This is a genomic window from Maribacter sp. 1_2014MBL_MicDiv, from assembly GCF_001865655.1.
Taxonomy (GTDB): domain Bacteria; phylum Bacteroidota; class Bacteroidia; order Flavobacteriales; family Flavobacteriaceae; genus Maribacter; species Maribacter dokdonensis.
The window spans coordinates 2490370-2510274 of sequence record NZ_CP011318.1 but is presented as its reverse complement, the minus strand read 5'-3'; the positions used below and the strand labels follow the sequence as shown (position 1 = coordinate 2510274).

Sequence of the window (19905 nt, the reverse complement as noted above, 5' to 3'; positions counted from 1 at the left end):
TTCAATACAGTTTCCACTTTTTAATTCAGCACTACTTCATCAATGAAAATCCAGCTTTTACCACCAGGATCAGTGTGCCAATCAGGGTTTTTCAAAGGACTCTTAATGGATAGTTTTACATACTTTGCTTGGGTGGTAGGTATATCTAAATCGAAAAAAGTGAGTTTCACCTCGGCATTGGGTTTCTCTTCTCCCATATCTTTTCTCCCTACTTCCTTAAAGTTAGTACCATCATTGGAAACAGATACCACGAAAGATGTAGGATAAAAAATCCAACTTGCAGGTGCGGACAATGCACCAATAGATACTTTTGAAATGGCGTTCTGCTCTTTCAGCTCTACCACGGCATTCAAGTGCTTTCCTTCAAAACCCAACCAGTTACCATCTACAAAATTGGTAGACCCACGCTTTTGATCCATTAAAGTTTTACCTTTTTTTCCTTGATACTTATCATTGGGCACCGTTAATAAATCTACATCGGCATAGGCTATATTGTTCTTAATAAACGTTCGTTCGGTAATGTTGCTTGGCTCCCATTCTTTTTTTGCAGCAATCGCTTTCACATTTGCCGTTGTCTCTAATGTGATCGCACCATCATACTTCAAGGAAGATTCCGTTGGCTCTGAGCCATCAAGCGTATAGTAAATCTCAGTACCATCAAATAGGCTTTCAATAGCTATGGTTAAACTATCACTAAAAAAACTACGGCCACTTATAATGGTGGGCGGGTCTAAAACGGTTGCCTTAAATACGTCTGCCCCAATTTGCTGAATGGTCACTCCCGGTAAATTCTGCTGTAATTGTGCCAGTCCGTCTTCCGTAACATCAGTTTTCCATAAATAAATATTACGAAGCTTTTTGTTTTCCTTTAAATCAAGAACGATCTTATCGGTAACGGTGGTACCATATAAATTTAATGACTCTAACAGTTCAAGATCACTAAGATATTTCCCAATAGCATCGGTTACTTTAGTATGCTGTAACTTTAATTTCAACAGATTTTTAAACGGTTTCAATTCTGACGCAAAATCATCGTTAAAGTTGCTGAACCCTAAATCTAGCTCTACAATGTTGGATGCATATTCTTCAAGCACTTCTAACGTATCGTCAGTAATAGAATCCATACTTGCCATATTCACAGAGAGCAAGTGATTCTCACTAGATAAGGTTTGAACCGATATACCGACGCGCCTAACATTTTGCAACCATTCTTGTGGCACTTCCAATGCTTCTTTCGTTAATACGGCAATTGCAGAAGTGTCTTGTTCCAATGAAGTTAATATTCCTGCTATATTTCCTTCCCTAGTCAGTTCATTTACTTTACACTCAAAGCAATTGTTATTTTCCATCCACCATTCAAGCAAAGCCTTTTCATTATCGGTCAATTGCACCTTACCTTTTGGAGGCATATGTTCATCATGATTTAAAGGCAGATGTACCCTTTCCAAGAAGAAAGATTTTTCTTGACCTGAAATTGTGTCTAAAAGACTACCCGTATCACCACCTTTAATGATATCCTTAGGTGAACCCATAAGCAAACCGCCTTTAGCCTTGCTTTCATTATGGCAGCTTACACATTTAGCGTCAAAAATAGGTCGTATGACTTGGGCGTAAACCTGAGCCTCTTCAATATTTGTAATGACAATTGCTTCTTTTTCATCTACAAATAAATAATCTTCTCCATGGGTCATATTACCACCAAAGTGACCGGTAAGGCTAATTAATGCCAATACCAATAACAACGTTGGAATATAGGTTTTTCTAATCCACCCTATTTTACTTCGTTTCACCAAATAAAGAAGTACTGTTGTAACGGTAAACGCAACAGCCATCCACTTATGTAGAAAAAGGGAATCTTCATCATAACCACTTTCCTCTCCGAGCAACCACCCGGTACCCAGTGAAAATATTGCCGTAATACCCGCTACCAAAAGTGTAAATTCTACTACCTCAGCAAAAGATTCTTTTGACTTTAATCTACCATAAATCTCTAAAATAAAGGCAAGCATGATGATACCTATGGGCAGGTGAACAAAAAGCGGGTGCAGGTGTCCTATTTGTATTCCTAATTGAATCATGCTATTGTATAATTATTTCATCTATAAAAACCCAAGGCGTTGTTCCTTTTCCTTGATGCCATGCTGGAATTTCGCTTAGCGGATGTATTACTACATTCAACGTATTGTACATTCCTGTACTTACCGGTACATGTAAAAATGTAGGACTGTTAGGTGTTTCTTGTTCGCTCTTTGCAAACGTCCTTTCTCCTATTAATTCGCCCTCATTAAAAACTTCAATTTTTCCAGGAGCGAATATCCAGTTAGATTGATTGGTCAATACACTGACCACTATTTTATTGACCGTGCTATTCTTTTCTAGCTGAAGTGCTGCCGTTATCTTCTCCGTTTGAAAACCCATCCACTGTTTATCCCCTGCAAATTGTGCACTTCCTTTTTTCAAATCCGATAATCCCATAGCACCCTTACCTGAATATTTCTCACTAGGTTCCGGTTTAATTGCTACCTGCTTAATAGCACTGTTCTTGGCAATCTTTACCACTACTAATTCAACTTCATCACTTTCTTTATAATCCGGATGAAACATTTTAGCCTTGATTACGGCACTTTCCTGTATTTTCAATGGTTCAGAAAACACCTTTGCGTTTTGATTTACCGAGCTACCATCCAAAGTATATTTTATAATCGAATTTGGCATATCTACGTTGAAATTGAGCATAGTATACGAATCGAAAAATATGGACGACACTTGAACACGAGGGTTGGATAGTTGAAATAAGGCTGTTGGTGCATGTTCCGTATTTTGAGAAATACAGGCTTGGCACAATAGTAGAATTATAGCTATTGAATAGAAAATTCGTTTGATCATATTCTATTCAATTTTATAGGATACGTCTTCCCTGAATTCCACTGGGCAACATATAAATTATCTTCATCATCTACACATACATCATGCGGATGCGTAAATATTTTGATGGATTGATACATAGGCTCCAAACCATTTTTCCCATAAACAGGAGTACATCCTCCAGGTGCGGATATAAGTTTATTTTGCTTATCCAATATGGAAATAAATCCGGTACCATCAGAGCCATCGCCAGACCAAATGGTTGCCAAATAAATGGTATCACCCTTAATTACCGGTCTACAAATATATGCTCCGGGCAAATCTATACTTGCTATAAATTCCCCATCCATGGTAAACCGTTTCAACTTATTTTGCTGTCTTGCAGTTATTAAAAGTTCGGGAGACTTCCCGCCTCTGGTATCTATACAAATACCGTGGGCATTGTTAAAAAGGTGATCAGCATCGCCTTTACCGCCAAAAGTTTGTAACAACTCCCCTTTGGCATTGTACCGCATAATATATTGAGCGCCATAACCATCGGTAATATATACATCGCCATTTTCAGCAATAGCCGTTTCTGTAGGTATGTATTGCTCCTTGGCTGTATATTTTCCCGATTCCTTGGGATACGAAAAAACTTGTACCACCTTACCATCTATGGTTGTCTTAATCACTTCATGCCTATTGTTATCCGCTATGTACAGAAAGTCCTCACCATTTTCAACATTCAATGTTAAACCGTGTGCACCGGGATAATCCGTTCCCCAAGTTTCCAACAATTTACCAGAACGGTCATAAACAATAACATTGTTCTTGGTATGGTTGGTTAACAATAAAATCCTGCCCTTGGAATCTTGCACCATTTCATGGCAATCGTTCACCGGATGGTAATTAGAATTCAATGCACCCCAGTTCAAATCTATTTTATACCGGTGACTACCATGACCAATAACGGCATCTTTATATTCCAATATACTTGCGCCAAAAGAAGAGCAAGTTAAAAGTCCCGCTGAGGCTGCGGCGGTATTTTTTATAAATGTTCTTCTCTGCATTATGATAAAATATCTTTAACCACATGACCTTCAACATCGGTAAGCCTAAATCGTCTACCTTGATATTTATAGGTGAATTTCTCATGATCAATACCCAATTGATGCAACATAGTAGCCTGAAAATCGTGAACATGCACCGGGTTCTTGGTAATGTTATACCCAAAATCATCGGTTTCACCATACACAATACCCGGTTTAATACCGCCACCTGCCATCCACATGGTAAAACATCTTGGGTGGTGATCCCTACCATAATTGGTATCTGTGAGCAAACCTTGGGAGTAATTGGTTCTACCGAATTCTCCTCCCCAAACCACCAAAGTATCTTCTAACATTCCACGCTGTTTAAGATCTGCCACCAGAGCCGCCGATGCTTGATCCACATCTTTAGCCTGTTTTTCTATTGCTCCAGGAAGATTATCATGCTGATCCCAGCCCATGTGGTACAATTGTATAAAACGAACATCTTTCTCTGCCAAACGTCTTGCTAAAAGACAATTAGCTGCAAAGGTCCCGGGAATTTTAGCATCCGAACCATACATTTTATAAATATAATCTGGCTCACCATCTGTATTCATGACATCTGGTACAGAAGTTTGCATTCTATATGCCATTTCATACTGGGCAATTCTACTTTGAATTTCCGGATCGTTAGATTCTTGATAATGTTGATCATTGAGTTCTGCCAATTTATCAAGCATAGATCTTTTTACATCTGCCGTAGTTCCTTTGGGGTCATTCAAATATAAAACAGGATCTTTTGCCGCTCTGAATTGTACCCCTTGATGAAGGGAATGTAGAAACCCGTTACCCCAAAGTCTCGTATACAACGGTTGCCCGTTAGGTCTACCCGAACCTCTTGACAGAAGCACTGTAAAAGCGGGTAAATTTTCATTCTCGCTACCCAGCCCGTAACTTAACCACGAGCCAATACTTGGTCTGCCCGGTTGCTGTGATCCCGTTTGAAAAAATGTTACCGCAGGATCATGGTTAATAGCTTCCGTATACATTGATTTAACAATACAGATATCATCTACAATTTTAGCGGTATAAGGCAAAAGGTCACTAATATAAGTACCATTTTTACCATACTGCTGAAATCCGAAATTAGAGCCCACCAAAGGAAATCTATCTTGACCGGAAGTCATACCCGTTAATCGTTGTCCGTTACGAATAGATTCTGGCAAATCTTCACCCCTACGTTGATTTAAAAGTGGTTTATAATCGAATAACTCTAATTGCGACGGACCACCACTTTGAAACAAATAAATTACCCTTTTAATTTTCGATAGATGATGCAAAGAATCGAGTACGCCCTTTACTCCTGTAGGTCCGCTATCTGCCGTATATAATCCGTTTTCACCTTTTCTAAATAAGTTTGTACCCAATAAAGAAGCCAATCCAATTCCACCAACTCCCAATGCAGCCTTTCCTAAAAAAGATCGCCTGTTTAGAATTAGCGACCGCTCTTCAACTATTTTCTTTTCGCTCATAATCAGCCTCTATTTATAGTTTCGTCTAAATTCAAAATTGTGTGTGCCGTTAAGGTCATTGCCACTAACTTTTCTTTGTCCAAACCCATAGGTACTTCACTTCTGCCAATACTTAAATACTCGCTTGTAGAAATTTCACCGTTCTCAACTTTCGACAGCATTTCAGTATAGTAATCGGTCAAAGACTGTATCTCCGTCTCATTGGGCATACGAGAGGTTGCTTTGTAAAACAGGGTTTTTATTTGCTCGCTCTCCGCATTTGGGTTTGCCTCCATCTCACCTACGGCGGCAACCCTTGCGGCTTCAACTATTTGTGGATCGTTCAATAATACCAAAGCTTGTAACGGGGTATTGGTCTCTTGCCTTTTAACAGAACAATAATCTCTTGAGCTACTGTCAAAAGTCATCATACTTGGTGGTGGAACGGTACGTTTCCAAAACGTATAAATACTTTTTCTATACACATCTTCACCCTCACTTATGGTATAGGAAGCCGTACTACCACCACCGCCACCCGTGGTTTCTTCCCAGATACCTTCTGGCTGATAGGGCTTAACACTAGGACCGCCCACTTCCCTATTCAGTAATCCGCTAAACGCCAAGGCTTGATCACGAATAGCCTCGGAAGAAAGTCGTAAACGAGAAGCTCGCGCCAAATATTTATTTTCAGGATCTTGCTCCAACTTCTCGGGACTAGCCTTTGTATCTTGCTGATATGCCTCGGACATTGCAATGTACTTCAACATTTTTCTGGTATCCCAACCTTCAGTTTTGTATTTGATAGCCAGATAATCCAACAATTCCGGGTGTGTAGGCAACGAACCTTGATTACCAAAGTCGAAAGAAGATGCTACAATACCACTACCGAACATTCGTTGCCACAATCTGTTCACCGCAACCCTTGCCGTAAGTGGGTGCTCATCATCAAACAACCATTTTGCCAATCCTAATCTGTTCTTCGGATAGTTATCAAAAGGTAAAATGGATTCCGGAGTATCAGGAAATACCTCATCGCCATATTGATCATAAATACCTCTTTTTAATATAAATGAAGATCTAGGCTGATCCATTTCTTTCATCACCATCACCGGCACCTCTTTCATCTCACTTTTCTCTAGGTTGATGAATCCTAGAATATCGTTCACCTCTTTCTGCGTCACTTTAATGTAAGGTTCGGGCAAATCCGCAGCATTATCCAACAAGCCTTTTTCTGGTATTGTGTTGAAGAAGCTATAAAACTGAAAGTGATCTTTTTGACTAATGGGATCATACTTATGGTCATGGCACCTTGCACATTCTAAGGTAAGCCCCAAAAACGCCGTACCCAGCGTGGTATTTCTATCCTCTACGTATTCAACCCGGTATTCTTCAGGAATCACCCCACCTTCGGCAGTTATCTTGTGATTCCTGTTAAATCCGGTAGCTAATATTTGTTCCAGGTTGGCATTTGGCATTAGATCACCCGCTAATTGATAGGTAACGAACTGGTCATATGGCATATTCTCCTTAAAAGCGTGAATAACCCAATCTCGCCAAGGCCACATGGTACGTTCAAAATCATCTTGATACCCGTGGGTATCTGCGTATCTGGCAATATCCATCCATTCCGCAGCCATATTCTCGGCATAATCTACCGATAACAACAAAGAATCTATAACCTCTTCATATTTTTCCTGTGAAGGATTTTCCGCAAATTTTTCTATTTGCTCTAAAGTGGGTGGCAATCCGGTTAAGTCAAAAGTAATTCTGCGCAATAGTTTTTCACTACTTGCCCTAGAACTAGGACTCAACCCTTTTTCGGTCAATTTACTTAAGATAAAAGCATCTATTTCATTGCTGCCCCAAACTTTAGCACCATCATTTTCCGGTACTTCTTGCGGAGTAGGTGGTATAAATGCCCAATGCGTTTTATACTCGGCACCTTGTGCTATCCATTTTTCTAGAATAGCTTTTTCAAAATCCTCTAAAACAAGGTTAGATTCCGGTGGCGGCATGATCAAATTAGGATCATCACTGAAAATACGTTCTACCAAACTACTTTTAGATGCATTACCGGGCACAATGGCCGCATGGTCTTTAAGTTCACCCAAAGCCCTATAAGCTTCTTCGGCGGAGTGAAGGGATAGATCACCTTCAACGGCATTCTTATCTGGACCGTGACATATAAAACATCGGTCCGATAGAATAGGCTTTACATGAAAAGTAAAATCGATTTTCTCGGGTATAGCCGTTTCTTTATTGCCATCTTCCAGTGCAATTGTCTTATCAGCTTCAGAAGCACAACTGCATAATATACAGCTTGCAAAAACAAAAGCAGCAATGCTGAACAATTGGCTCATTACATTCTTGGTCATTGATGGTGGTTTTAAATCTGTAATGAACTTACAAACTTTACCATTTAATAACCGTTAAAATTCGACCAATAACAAAGCAAACAAGCTAAATAATATCAAAATTCGTAAAAATGAAATCATAAAATATGATTATCCCAAAAAATGCTTGAAATACTTACAAAAACAGCAATATGTAGTAGTGTTTGATTTTAAGACAGATACAGATCTACTAGACCTTCTGGTGTAGTTACAAGAATACGCTTATTCTCACGATCTACCTTAGTAATGATATCATCACTTATGGGTATCAATAATTGTGCGCCATCTTTTTCCACCTCAAAGAGCGCTTGTGCAGTTGTATCGTTAACACTTTGTATAATACCAATATCACCGTGAACGGAATCGATCATAGCAAAACCGATAATCTCATGATAATAGAATTTGTTGCCGGTAAGTTTTGGCAACATGGTAAGGGGCAAATAAAGTCCAGATTTCATGATGCGATCTGCATCTGATTCTGATTTCACCTCTTCAAAATCTATACGAAGTAAGTTAGATTTATGAAGTCGGCATCTTTTAATAAAAAATGGAACCAGATTGTTTCCTAAAGAAACAAATACTGATTCCATATTTTCGTATATCTCAGGATCATCGGTATCTAGTTTAACCAATACCTCACCTTTGAAACTATATTTTGAAACGATATTACCTAGGTAGAAACAATCTTCCTTTCGCATCGTTTCTTAAAAATTATGCTTTATCGTCTTCAGCAGGAGCTTCAGTAGCTTGTTCTGGCTCACCAGCAGCTTCAACAGCTTCTACTTCTGCTTCAGCATCTTCACCTTCTGGAGTCTCTGGCAAAGCAGCAGCGGCAGCTTCAGCAGCACGCTTATCGTTTACTTCTTTCTCTGCCTTTAATGCAGCAGCTCTAGCTTCTGCTTTCGCTTTATCCAATCCACCAACTTTATCGGCAATTGCAGCTTCTTTTCCAGTAACCCAAGCGTTGAATTTTTCTTCAGCTTGCTCTTCGGTCAATGCACCTTTACGAACACCACCTAATAAATGATGCTTTAAAAGCACACCTCTATAAGAAAGAATAGCTTTAGCAGTATCCGTTGGTTGTGCTCCGTTTTGTAACCACTTTACAGAACTATCAACATCAAGTTCAATAGTTGCAGGGTTTGTATTAGGATTGTAGATACCTAATTTTTCCAAAAATTTACCATCTCTTTTAGCTCTTGCATCTGCAGCAACTACCCAATAGAATGGTTTACCTTTTTTACCGTGTCTTTGTAATCTAATTTTTACTGGCATATCACATTAATTTGTAGGGTGCCCGACCCCTGATTATTAATTCTAGTTTTTTAACTCGTTCGCCATCAATAAGCAAAGCTCATCTGAAAGCGGGTGCAAATATAATTCAAAATGCTGAATTGGCAACAATGTTTTAAAGTTATTTGAATCAACAAACCCAAAATTCTTTTCAAGCTCTAAAAACACTCAAATTCAATTATTTAAATCAGGAATAGCCCAAATAAAAATAGCTAAAAAATCACCCGTTGATAACTCTTAGCAACTACGTTTTCACCAACACCTCCTTTTTCGTAATTTTATAGTCACTTTTTAGGTCAAAATTCTGACCTCTTTTGAACACTCAGAAAACACGATATGTACCTTATTTTTGATACCGAAACCACCGGTCTTCCAAAAAATTGGAATGCCCCTATTACTGACACGGACAATTGGCCCCGTTGTATACAGATCGCTTGGCAGTTGCATGATGAAATGGGTAATTGTATTGAACATCAAGATTATTTGGTGCGCCCAGACGGATTCAACATACCCTATGATGCTGAACAGATCCACGGTATTTCTACAGAACTTGCCGAGCAACAAGGTGTATCTCTTGCAGAGGTTTTAGAGAAATTCAACATTGCTATGTCCAAAACAAAATTCATTGTTGGGCAAAATGTTGGATTCGACGTGAATATCATGGGGGCGGAATTTCACCGTTTAGGTGTTGAAAATCCGTTACAAGAACTTCCTGTTTTAGATACTTGTACAGAACACACTGCACAACTATGCCAAATACCCGGTGGTCGTGGTGGTAAGTTCAAATTACCCACATTGACAGAACTGCATGAGTTTTTGTTTGGCGAACCATTTGGCGAAGCCCACAATGCAACTGCCGATGTTGAAGCTACCACACGTTGTTTTCTAGAACTTATACGAAAGCAACAATATACCAAAGAACAATTAGACGTTCAACCCGATTATTTCAAGAATTTCTCCGAAGCTAATCCGCAAGAAATTCAACTCATTGGTCTTAAGCATATCAACCTTAAAAAAGCATCGAAAAAAATTGCCGATGCCCTATGGGAAAAAGATACGGGCGGAGTTTCACAAGAAGAAATACAGGAAAACCTTGCGACATTAGAAAATGCAAGTTTTGCACATTTACATAACCATACGCAATTCTCTATTCTACAGTCCACCATTAGTGTTCCTGATCTAGTAGCCGCCGCGGCCAAGGCAAAAATGCCGGCAGTAGCTATGACGGACCATGCAAATATGATGGGCGCATTTCATTTCGTCAACGGCGTACTCAATCATAATAAAGGAGTAGTATCCAGGAATGAAGCCAACCAAAAGCGCTATGAGGCTACCCAAAACGGAACGCTGGAAGAAGGTCAAGAACCTTTAAATGAGTTGCCCGAACCAGAACAGGAGATCACACCTATAATTGGTTGTGAATTTCAAGTATGTGAAGACCATACCAACAAATCTCAAAAAGACAACGGATACCAAATAGTCATGCTTGCCAAAAGCAAAAAAGGATATCTAAATTTGGCAAAAATGTCTTCAATAGCCTTTGTAGACGGTAAATACTACGTACCACGTATTGATAAGAAAATTGTTGAGCAGTACAAGGAAGACGTCATGGTACTTACCGGTAACTTATATGGTGAAGTTCCAAGTAAAGTATTGAACGTTGGTGAAAACCAAGCTGAAGAGGCATTACTTTGGTGGAAAGAAACCTTTGGCGATGATCTCTACATAGAAATTATGCGCCATGGGCAAGAAGATGAAGACCGTGTGAACCAAGTTTTAATACAGTTCGCAAAAAAGCACAATGTTAAGCTCGTTGCTACCAATAACACGTATTATGCAGAGAAAGAAAATGCCCATGCGCATGATATTCTTTTATGTGTAAAAGATGGGGAAAAACAATCAACTCCCATAGGTCGTGGTCGTGGTTACCGCTACGGTTTACCCAACCAAGAATACTACTTTAAATCATCTGATGAGATGAAGGAGCTTTTTAAGGATATTCCTGAAGCCATCATCAATATTCAAGAAATTATAGACAAGGTAGAAACCTTTACTCTTGCACGTGACGTACTGTTACCTGCTTTTGATATTCCAGAAGAGTTTCAATTCGAAGAAGATAAATTAGACGGAGGCAAACGTGGTGAGAACAAATTTCTAAGACACATCACCTATGAAGGCGCCAAAAAAAGATATGGGGAGATTACGCCCGAAATTGATGAACGTTTAGACTTTGAACTCAAGGTAATTGAAAAGACCGGCTACCCGGGTTATTTCTTGATCGTGGAAGATTTCATAAGGGCGGCAAGGCAAATGGATGTATCCGTTGGTCCGGGTCGTGGATCGGCTGCGGGATCTGCTGTTGCCTATTGCTTATGGATTACGAATTTAGACCCTATTAAGTACGATTTACTTTTTGAGCGTTTCCTAAATCCGGATCGTGTAAGTATGCCCGATATCGATATTGACTTTGATGACGAAGGGCGAAGTCGGGTTATGGACTATGTAATTGACAAGTATGGATCTAACCAGGTGGCACAGATTATTACCTATGGTACCATGGCCGCGAAATCATCTATTCGAGATACGGCAAGAGCGCTTGATTTACCTTTAGGTGATGCGGACCGTATGGCGAAGTTGATCCCGAACATGTCCAAGCTGAAAAAAATTATCGGCATTGATGAAAAGGTACTCCGAAGCAAATTCAACAGTGAAGAACTCGAAAAAATAAACGAGCTTTTGAACATTTCCGAAGGCGACGGATTAGAATCTGAAACCTTAAACCAAGCGTACGTATTGGAAGGCTCTGTACGTAACACCGGTATTCATGCCTGTGGGGTTATCATTACACCAGATGATATAACCAAGTTTGTACCCGTGGCGCTTGCCAAAGATTCGGAAATGTACTGTACCCAATTTGACAACTCGGTAGTGGAAAGCGCAGGGTTGTTGAAAATGGATTTCTTGGGACTAAAAACGCTGACCTTAATTAAGGATACCGTTAAAATCGTAAAAGCCAAACATGGTGTTGAGCTAGACCCTGAGAATTTTCCGCTGGATGATGAAAAAACCTATGAGCTTTTCCAACGAGGTGAAACGGTAGGTGTATTCCAATATGAATCTCCCGGAATGCAGAAGCACATGAGATCCCTAAAACCAACGGTTTTTGCCGATCTTATTGCCATGAACGCCTTGTACCGTCCTGGTCCTATGGAATACATACCAAGTTTCATTGCCCGTAAACACGGTACCGAAGAAATTGTATATGACCTTGACGCTTGTGAAGAATACCTAGCGGAAACTTATGGTATTACAGTTTACCAAGAGCAAGTGATGCTTCTATCGCAAAAGTTGGCAGACTTTACTAAAGGTGAAGCCGATGTACTGCGTAAGGCAATGGGTAAAAAACAGAAGCACGTACTAGATAAAATGAAGCCAAAGTTCATTGAACAAGCTTCAGCAAAAGGACATGCCGTAGATAAATTGGAAAAAATTTGGAAAGACTGGGAAGCGTTTGCAGCCTATGCCTTTAACAAATCGCACTCCACTTGCTATGCCTGGATTGCCTACCAAACCGCATATTGTAAAGCCCACTACCCTGCCGAATATATGGCGGCAGTACTGAGCAACAACATGAACGATATTAAACAGGTTACATTTTTCATGGAAGAATGTAAGCGCATGGGTCTAGATGTACTTGGACCAGATGTAAACGAATCTTACTACAAATTTGCCGTAAACGATGCCGGTGCGGTTCGTTTTGGTATGGGAGCGGTAAAAGGCGTTGGTCGTGGTGCCGTTGAAACTATAGTTGAAAACAGAAAAGATGTAGGTCCTTATAAATCTGTATTCGATTTTGCCAAACGAATAGACCTACGTGCAGCCAATAAAAAGGCATTTGAGAACCTTGCCGTTGCAGGTGGCTTCGATTCTTTTGGTACTACACATAGGGCACAATATTTTCATGATGAAGGTGACGGTATTACATTTCTTGAAAAAGTCATTAAATACGGTGCCAAGTATCAAGAAAACGAAAACTCTTCACAAGTAAGCCTTTTTGGTGACGCCAGTGAAGTACAAATACCAGAACCCGTTGTACCACCTTGCGAAGAATGGGGAACCATGGAAAAACTCCGTCGAGAAAAAGAAGTGGTAGGTATCTATATATCCGGACACCCTTTGGACGATTTTAAAACGGAAATCAAAGCTTTTTGTAACGCAAATGTGGGCTGCGTAAACGATTTACCCACGTATGTAAACAGAGAACTTACGTTTGCAGGAGTCATTACAGATGTACAGCATAGGGTTTCTAAAAACGGTAAAGGCTGGGCTGCGTTTACCATGGAAGATTATACGGACTCTTTTGAATTTAGAATATTTGGTGAGGAATACCTGAAATTCAGACATTTCTTAATGATCAATTCCTTCGCGTATGTAAAACTCTATGTACGAGATGGATGGACAAATAAGGATACGGGAAAGAAAGGAGATCCAAGAATGCAATTCAATAGCTTTATGTTATTACAAGAAGTCATGGAAACCTATGCCAGAAAACTGACCATAAAACTTAATATTGCCGAATTAAAAGAAGATAAAGTCAGGGCCTTAAAAGACACCTTTGACAATCATAAAGGAGACCATGCCATTAATTTTATTGTCTACGAAATGGAAGAAAAAATTAAGGTGAATTTGAACAGTAGAAGACAAAAAGTGCAGATTTCGAGCGAATTATTACAACTTTTAGAGCAACAAGACGTTCATTTTAAGCTCAACTAAATAATGTAATTATGGAGTATTAGGCTAAGAATATGCGTTTTACAAACATCCTTACTGCAAATTATAACTTTTATTTAGCAGTAAAATGTAAGAAAATAGCCCTAAAAATTGATAAATTAGCTTGATACCCCTATAGGTAAAACGAATTGTTGGCACGTAAGGAAACAGAAGAATAATTGACTAAATTTGCATAATCAATAAAAGTAAATATAATGGCATTAGAAATAACAGATGCTACTTTTGACGAGGTAGTTTTAAAAAGCGATAAACCTGTAGTAGTAGATTTTTGGGCAGCATGGTGCGGTCCTTGTCGTATGGTAGGTCCTATCATAGACGAAGTTAGTACTGAATATGACGGCAAAGCTGTTGTTGGTAAGGTTGATGTAGATGCAAATCAAGAGTTTGCTGCAAAATATGGTGTACGTAATATACCAACAGTTTTAGTTTTTAAAGACGGCGAGATAGTAAGTAGACAAGTAGGTGTTTCACCTAAGAAAGTGTACACAGACGCTATTGACGCAGCTTTGTAAGCAACTGTATCACGTTATAATCAAATAAGTTAGAAGAGCCGGCAAATGCCGGCTCTTGTTATTTGCAGTAATTTTAATTCTTTCCATTTATATAGTTCAACCGTCTTCACTATCTTTAGTAATGTGAATCTACAATCAGAATTAAACAAATCGTCGTTATTCTCCAATTTAGAGCTACTTGCCAATCAAGTTGTAGAAGGCTTTATAAGTGGAATACACCGCAGTCCGTTCCATGGGTTTTCTGCGGAATTTGCGGAACATAAAATCTATAACAATGGCGAAAGTACCAAGCACATAGATTGGAAACTATTTGCCAAAACAGACAAACTCTACACCAAGAGATATGAGGAAGAGACCAATTTAAGATGCCACATGATCTTGGACAACTCTGCTTCTATGTATTATCCGGAGGTAGACAATTTAAGTATAGACAACTTAAATAAAATTGGTTTTAGCGTCTTGAGTATAGCAGCGTTAATGAACGTACTTAAAAGACAACGAGATGCTGTTGGGCTTAGCATATTCTCCGATGCTTATAACTATTACGCCCCAGAAAAAGGCAGCGAACGTCATTTTCAGATGCTTTTAGCCCAGTTAAGTAGTGTGGGCATGGCAAAGAATCCACCTAAGGAGACCAAAACGTACACCTATTTACATCAGATTGCAGAGAATATTAAGCGTAGAAGCCTTATTTTTTTGTTTACCGATATGTTTCAGACCGAAAAAAATGATGCAGAATTGTTTGAAGCACTACGTCATTTAAAATATAATAAGCATGATGTGGTACTTTTTCACCCAATGGATAAACAGCGAGAAATCTTCTTCAATTTTGAAAACACCCCCAAGAGATTTGTCGATGTAGAAACCGGAGAACATTTAGACCTCTATGCAGACAACATAAAAGAAGCTTATAATGAACGGGTTACAAATTACTTAAATGATATAAAAATGAAATGTGCCCAATATAAAATTAAATATGTGGACATAGATATACACCGAGATTTCTCTACAGTTCTCAATACTTTTCTTGTGGAGAGAAATAAGTTTCTCTAGTTTGAAAAAAAATAAAGAAAAATGTTTGTGCAATTGAAAATGCGGTGTATATTTGCACTCGCTAAACGCCACGGTCTGGTAGTTCAGTTGGTTAGAATACCTGCCTGTCACGCAGGGGGTCGCGGGTTCGAGTCCCGTCCAGACCGCAAAAACAAATCCTAATTAGTTACTTTAACTAGTTAGGATTTTTGCGTTTATAGCGTGTACAGTATTTATACGGTAAATCTTTTCCTAGCTAAAATTACACTCATATTTATTTCTACAAGCTGTCCGTCCATAGAGACAAGATGTTACAATTGGTAATTTTAAATACTCGATTATATCGGAGGCTATTCACAATTATCCAAGATTAGATATTCTATTGACCATCAACAGAAACTATAAATTGTAAAAAAATCTACCTTATGTTATCGCAAGTATGTTGGTTAAGCAGCGTAATTTTCTAAAACTTAGTCGTCCGCGGGGCAAGCAACAATCTCTGAAAGACCTAATCGAAACGGACATCCAGATGGCAAGTATATTAATTTGCTAAGATTATTAAACCAATATTCTCAAAACTAAACAAATAACATATGTCATTGATTTATGATTGCACTACATGAAAATAAAAAAAATTTTCGTTTTAATTACATGGAAAAAGTAGCTAACCCCTTCCTGTGTTAAAAAGAAATAATACGTAGAGAGTAAAACATGTTGTGAATATCCGTGATTATGTTTTTAAACGCAATGAAATTATATTTTCGTCGTTAAACCAATTTAACAAACAAACAATCAAATTATGCTTAAAAGACCTATTGCACTTTTTTTATTGACCTTGTCTTTTTTAGGATGTTCTAAAAATGAATCCGATGATTCGCCTAAAACTCCAGAAGAGGAGGTTTTGAGTGATGCCAAAGAGATTATTTCATTTAAGATTAGTATTGACAATGAAGATTATACGGCGGCAATCAGGAACGACAGTATCTTTTATACTTTTCCTTCTACCACGGATTTAACTGCTTTGACACCGATAATCACCTATTCCGAAATGGCGGATATAGATCCCGCTTCGGAAGAAACGGTAGATTTTACAAGTCCGGTTAAATATACGGTAACAGCTGAGGACGAATCCCAAAAGGAATATACGGCCGTATTGGACAAATCTGATTCCGAAAATGAAATTACATTGGTAACTTTTGAGAATTCGGGTAGTTATAGCACAGGTTTTTACGGGCAAAATCCGGCAGATATAGATACATTGTACTACACGTTCACCTTTGCCGATATAACAGATTTAACAGCACAGATCGAGGTTTCTGAAGGATCTACTTTGGAGCCTGATCCCGCCGGAATAACTGATTATTCTTCTCCGGTCAAATATACAGTGACAGGAGCCGATGGTTCAACAAATGAGATTCTTGTTTTGGCTAAGAATCGGCCACTTCAAGAAGTGAGAATAGATGGTTTTGTTTCAAGTGAATTTGCTGATGTGCCTTTAGGAGGCGATATAACGTTCGAGGTGAATGAACTCACACCTTATCGCGATAGTATCCAAGTACGGTTGTTCAGTGATTTGGAGTCCTTTGACCTTGAGGTAAAGAGTATTAATGAAGAAACCAATGAAATAACGGCAACCCTACCCGATTCCTATATAAATAACAGATTTGCACTTGAAGTTTCGATAGCAAGTGAAAATACCGATGAATCTGACGGATTTAGGTTACTTAAAGGAAAATCGAATTTCACAAGGGTAGTAACCCCTTATAACGATGGCAATCCAATACCTGTTGAGAAAGCAATATGGCCGGGACATATTTTTGATTTGTTTGTATATATAAAGGATGATGCTGTGGATGATCATGAATTTTTCCTTTTAAAGGGTGGGGTCTATTATGAATTGATTAAAAAAGATGAGTATAATACATCCATTACATCAGGGGTTAGGGTTGAGATGCCGGAACTTCCAAATGTATTGCCGGCAGAAGGTACCGATTTTAAATTGGTCATACGAAATGCCGATGGGGATGAAGTATTTGACCTTGTCAATAGCGAAGGAAACAAAATAGAGGTTGTTTTTGCCAAGGAACCGGTAGTTAATTCTATAAGTACTACTTCGGTGCGAAAAGATGGGACTTTTAAAATATTGGGAGAAAATTTGTTTAATGGTCCTGTTATTGGTTATGCCAACTCAAACTTTTTAAGGGAAAGAAGTAATGTGTTACTAAGTGATGGTATGGGTAATTACCTTTATGTTTATAGTGAAGAAGTAGATGCTAACGGAAACCTTATCGTTGATCTTTCAACTCGCCAATACATGCCAACGGGAACCTATAACGTGGCTTATTCCAGTAACTATACGATTTATCCCTTAGAATACATCGGTTACAGCATTACTATTACGCAATTGCCTTCAGAGCACCCAACTTTAGAGGTTGCTGAGTCAAAGCTATATAGCGATAGCAATGCTACTTCTGCAAAACAGATTCTTTTGACTTTCAATGAAGATATTGGGGATTATACTATCAAAAGAATCGTAACAGGTAAACATGAAAATGTTGTTGTAGAGAATTATTTCACTTATCCCACCACGGTATTAACAGGAGCTTTATCAAATGAAGATTATGCCTTAACGGTGAATGATCGCGACGGTTATGTTGTGGTAGAGGATAATGGCGTTGAGTATAAAATCTATTTTACCATGCAACTAGAGGATTAAAATAAATTGAGTAACTATATCAATGCCCCACATATATGGGGCATTTTTTGTTTCTGTTCTTTTGAGTACGTGATAAACTCAAAAGAGTCCTATCAATCAAGACCGTACTCTTTTATGCATATTTTTTATAATCAATAAGCCAACTTTTAAATTTCTTAAATACAGACATATTAATTTCAGACACTTTATAATTATTTCCATCTGAAAATTCAGGATATTCCAAGATAATTCAAGTCAGGTCCAGACCGCAAAAAGCTCTCAAGAAATTGAGAGCTTTTTTTATACATTAATAATTCAAGATTATAATAGAATTGTCTTAGATAAGTAAGCGAAAAAATTAAATCAACTTACGCTTAGTTCTTAGCATTCGCTCATTCATTAATTGAGCATATAGTATCTGATTTTCTTCAATTAATCTTTCTCTCTCAGAAACCCCGGATACCACTTCATCACTTACAAAGGCATCAGAAGATTCCTCATCTTTTTGACTTTCGATAGTTAAATCGTTTAGCAAAAGATTTAACTCGTTAGTTACTTCAGTTTCAGATAATGCTACGGTATGTTCTTTAGAGACCACAGATTTGAATAGGCTTAAAAACGTCATAGGTATTGATTTGGGGTTTAGTATAAAACGATACTAATGTCAAAATAGTATAATTAAAAGTAATCTTTTTCCTACTTATTTTAATGACAGCAAATAGTATCTTATAACTTTAAAAAACTATAATTAGCTCATTTACGCCAAACCATACACGATGAATGCAAAATTCTTATTTTAGGGTATCCAAAATACTACAAAAGCAAAAAAATAGTTACCATATTAAAGAATCCATTATCTATATTTATGTTGAAAAACTGGTATGTACTATATGTAAAACCTAAGAATGAAAAAAAGGTAGCAGAAAGATTATTGAGCCATCAAATTGAAGTCTACTGCCCAATGATAAAGGAAGTAAAGCAATGGAGTGACCGTAAAAAGACCATTGAAGTCCCCTTATTTAAATCTTACGTTTTTGTACAAATTGCAGAATCGGACAGAAAGAAGGTGTTTAACGTTCCTGGTGTTGTACGGTACTTGTACTGGTTAGGCAAACCAGCCATAGTGCGCAATACTGAAATGGAAGCTTTAAAAAACTGGTTATCTAATGATACGGTAGAAAACTACAGTTTATGTAAACTAGAATCTGGTGATAAGGTTGCTATTAAATATGGGGCGTTAAAGGATCAAAAAGCCGAAGTTATAGAAGTAGGTAAAAAACGTGTAAGATTGGTTCTAGAAGGTATGGGTGTTGTACTTAATATGAAAATTAGGGATTTGGCATAATTTTTCTTCTCCACGTTCAACTTTAGCTCCTTACCTAAGTATCTAAATTATTCCAGTTAACAAAGACATATTTGCGCTTAGCCAATTCATATTTTCACACTTTCTACCCTTTGTTCTAAATTAAATACATCGTAGTATAGTAGAATTATTCTATTCTTATCATTTTAAAAAATCACACTTATAAATTCATAATAATAATTGTGAAATTATACCAAAGTACACGTAAATAGAGATTTAAAATTTCTATTTCATAATTTAATATTTCGTTATCGAAATTTTTTGGAATGTAACTTTATGCTACTTAAGTTTGTTCCTACATTTTACCCCCCCGTAAAAGTTTAATGAAGTATATAGGTATACTTCGTTTTTAAAATGCAAACCTACGGTTGGTTCTAGAAAATGGGGCTGACGATGCGGAGCGCTATACCCTATTTAAAGATCAGACATTTTCTCAG

At 38.0% G+C, this 19905-nt stretch carries 13 protein-coding genes and 1 tRNA gene; 6 read left to right on the top strand and 8 right to left on the bottom strand.

The features are described from left to right. Positions 1 to 20: 20 nt before the first annotated feature. The 7 genes from YQ22_RS10500 to YQ22_RS10470 form a co-directional block, all read right to left on the bottom strand. Positions 21 to 2078, bottom strand: coding sequence for an FN3 associated domain-containing protein (locus YQ22_RS10500; RefSeq protein ID WP_071341170.1), 2058 nt, complete (start codon positions 2076 to 2078; stop codon positions 21 to 23). Position 2079: 1 nt separating this feature from the next. Beyond that, on the bottom strand, positions 2080 to 2886 hold the full coding sequence (locus tag YQ22_RS10495) for a chitobiase/beta-hexosaminidase C-terminal domain-containing protein (RefSeq protein WP_083414234.1): 807 nt from the start codon (positions 2884 to 2886) through the stop codon (positions 2080 to 2082). Then, complete coding sequence (locus YQ22_RS10490) at positions 2883 to 3917, bottom strand: 6-bladed beta-propeller (protein ID WP_071341168.1); 1035 nt, start codon at positions 3915 to 3917, stop codon at positions 2883 to 2885. The genes YQ22_RS10495 and YQ22_RS10490 overlap by 4 nt, the downstream gene beginning before the upstream one ends. Further along, entirely contained in the window at positions 3917 to 5410 is a 1494-nt protein-coding gene (locus tag YQ22_RS10485; RefSeq protein WP_071341167.1) for a DUF1501 domain-containing protein, read from the bottom strand. Before YQ22_RS10485 ends, YQ22_RS10490 begins: the two co-directional genes overlap by 1 nt. A gap of 2 nt (positions 5411 to 5412) precedes the next feature. Continuing rightward, entirely contained in the window at positions 5413 to 7764 is a 2352-nt protein-coding gene (locus tag YQ22_RS10480) for a PSD1 and planctomycete cytochrome C domain-containing protein (protein WP_071341166.1), read from the bottom strand. A gap of 188 nt (positions 7765 to 7952) precedes the next feature. After that, on the bottom strand, positions 7953 to 8480 hold the full coding sequence (gene rimM / locus YQ22_RS10475; protein WP_058104061.1) for a ribosome maturation factor RimM: 528 nt from the start codon (positions 8478 to 8480) through the stop codon (positions 7953 to 7955). 13 nt (positions 8481 to 8493) lie between these two features. Beyond that, the gene (locus YQ22_RS10470; RefSeq protein WP_071341165.1) at positions 8494 to 9057 is read right to left on the bottom strand and encodes a 30S ribosomal protein S16; all 564 of its coding nucleotides are present in this window, start codon (positions 9055 to 9057) and stop codon (positions 8494 to 8496) included. 354 nt (positions 9058 to 9411) lie between these two features. On the opposite strand from YQ22_RS10470, the gene dnaE reads away from it, so the two are divergent. The 5 genes from dnaE to YQ22_RS10445 all read left to right on the top strand — a co-directional run bounded on the left by dnaE (position 9412) and on the right by YQ22_RS10445 (position 18126). Next, positions 9412 to 13848 carry a DNA polymerase III subunit alpha gene (dnaE, locus tag YQ22_RS10465; RefSeq protein ID WP_071341164.1) on the top strand — a complete coding sequence of 1479 codons (4437 nt, stop codon included), beginning with the start codon at positions 9412 to 9414 and terminating at the stop codon, positions 13846 to 13848. A gap of 212 nt (positions 13849 to 14060) precedes the next feature. Beyond that, positions 14061 to 14378 carry a thioredoxin gene (trxA, locus tag YQ22_RS10460; RefSeq protein WP_027065108.1) on the top strand — a complete coding sequence of 106 codons (318 nt, stop codon included), beginning with the start codon at positions 14061 to 14063 and terminating at the stop codon, positions 14376 to 14378. A gap of 123 nt (positions 14379 to 14501) precedes the next feature. Further along, positions 14502 to 15431 (top strand): DUF58 domain-containing protein, encoded by a 930-nt coding sequence (locus YQ22_RS10455; RefSeq protein WP_071341163.1) that lies wholly within the window; start codon positions 14502 to 14504, stop codon positions 15429 to 15431. Positions 15432 to 15503: 72 nt separating this feature from the next. Beyond that, positions 15504 to 15577 (top strand) — tRNA-Asp (locus YQ22_RS10450). 632 nt (positions 15578 to 16209) lie between these two features. Next, positions 16210 to 18126, top strand: a complete 1917-nt coding sequence (locus tag YQ22_RS10445; protein WP_071341162.1) for a hypothetical protein — start codon at positions 16210 to 16212, stop codon at positions 18124 to 18126. Between the two features lie 337 nt (positions 18127 to 18463). Here the strand turns inward: YQ22_RS10445 and YQ22_RS10440 are convergent, their stop codons facing one another. After that, positions 18464 to 18730, bottom strand: a complete 267-nt coding sequence (locus YQ22_RS10440) for a hypothetical protein (RefSeq protein WP_071341161.1) — start codon at positions 18728 to 18730, stop codon at positions 18464 to 18466. Positions 18731 to 18970: 240 nt separating this feature from the next. On the opposite strand from YQ22_RS10440, the gene YQ22_RS10435 reads away from it, so the two are divergent. Beyond that, positions 18971 to 19450: a UpxY family transcription antiterminator gene (locus YQ22_RS10435; protein WP_071341160.1), complete on the top strand. Its 480-nt coding sequence runs from the start codon at positions 18971 to 18973 to the stop codon at positions 19448 to 19450. The last annotated feature ends 455 nt before the right edge of the window (positions 19451 to 19905 follow it).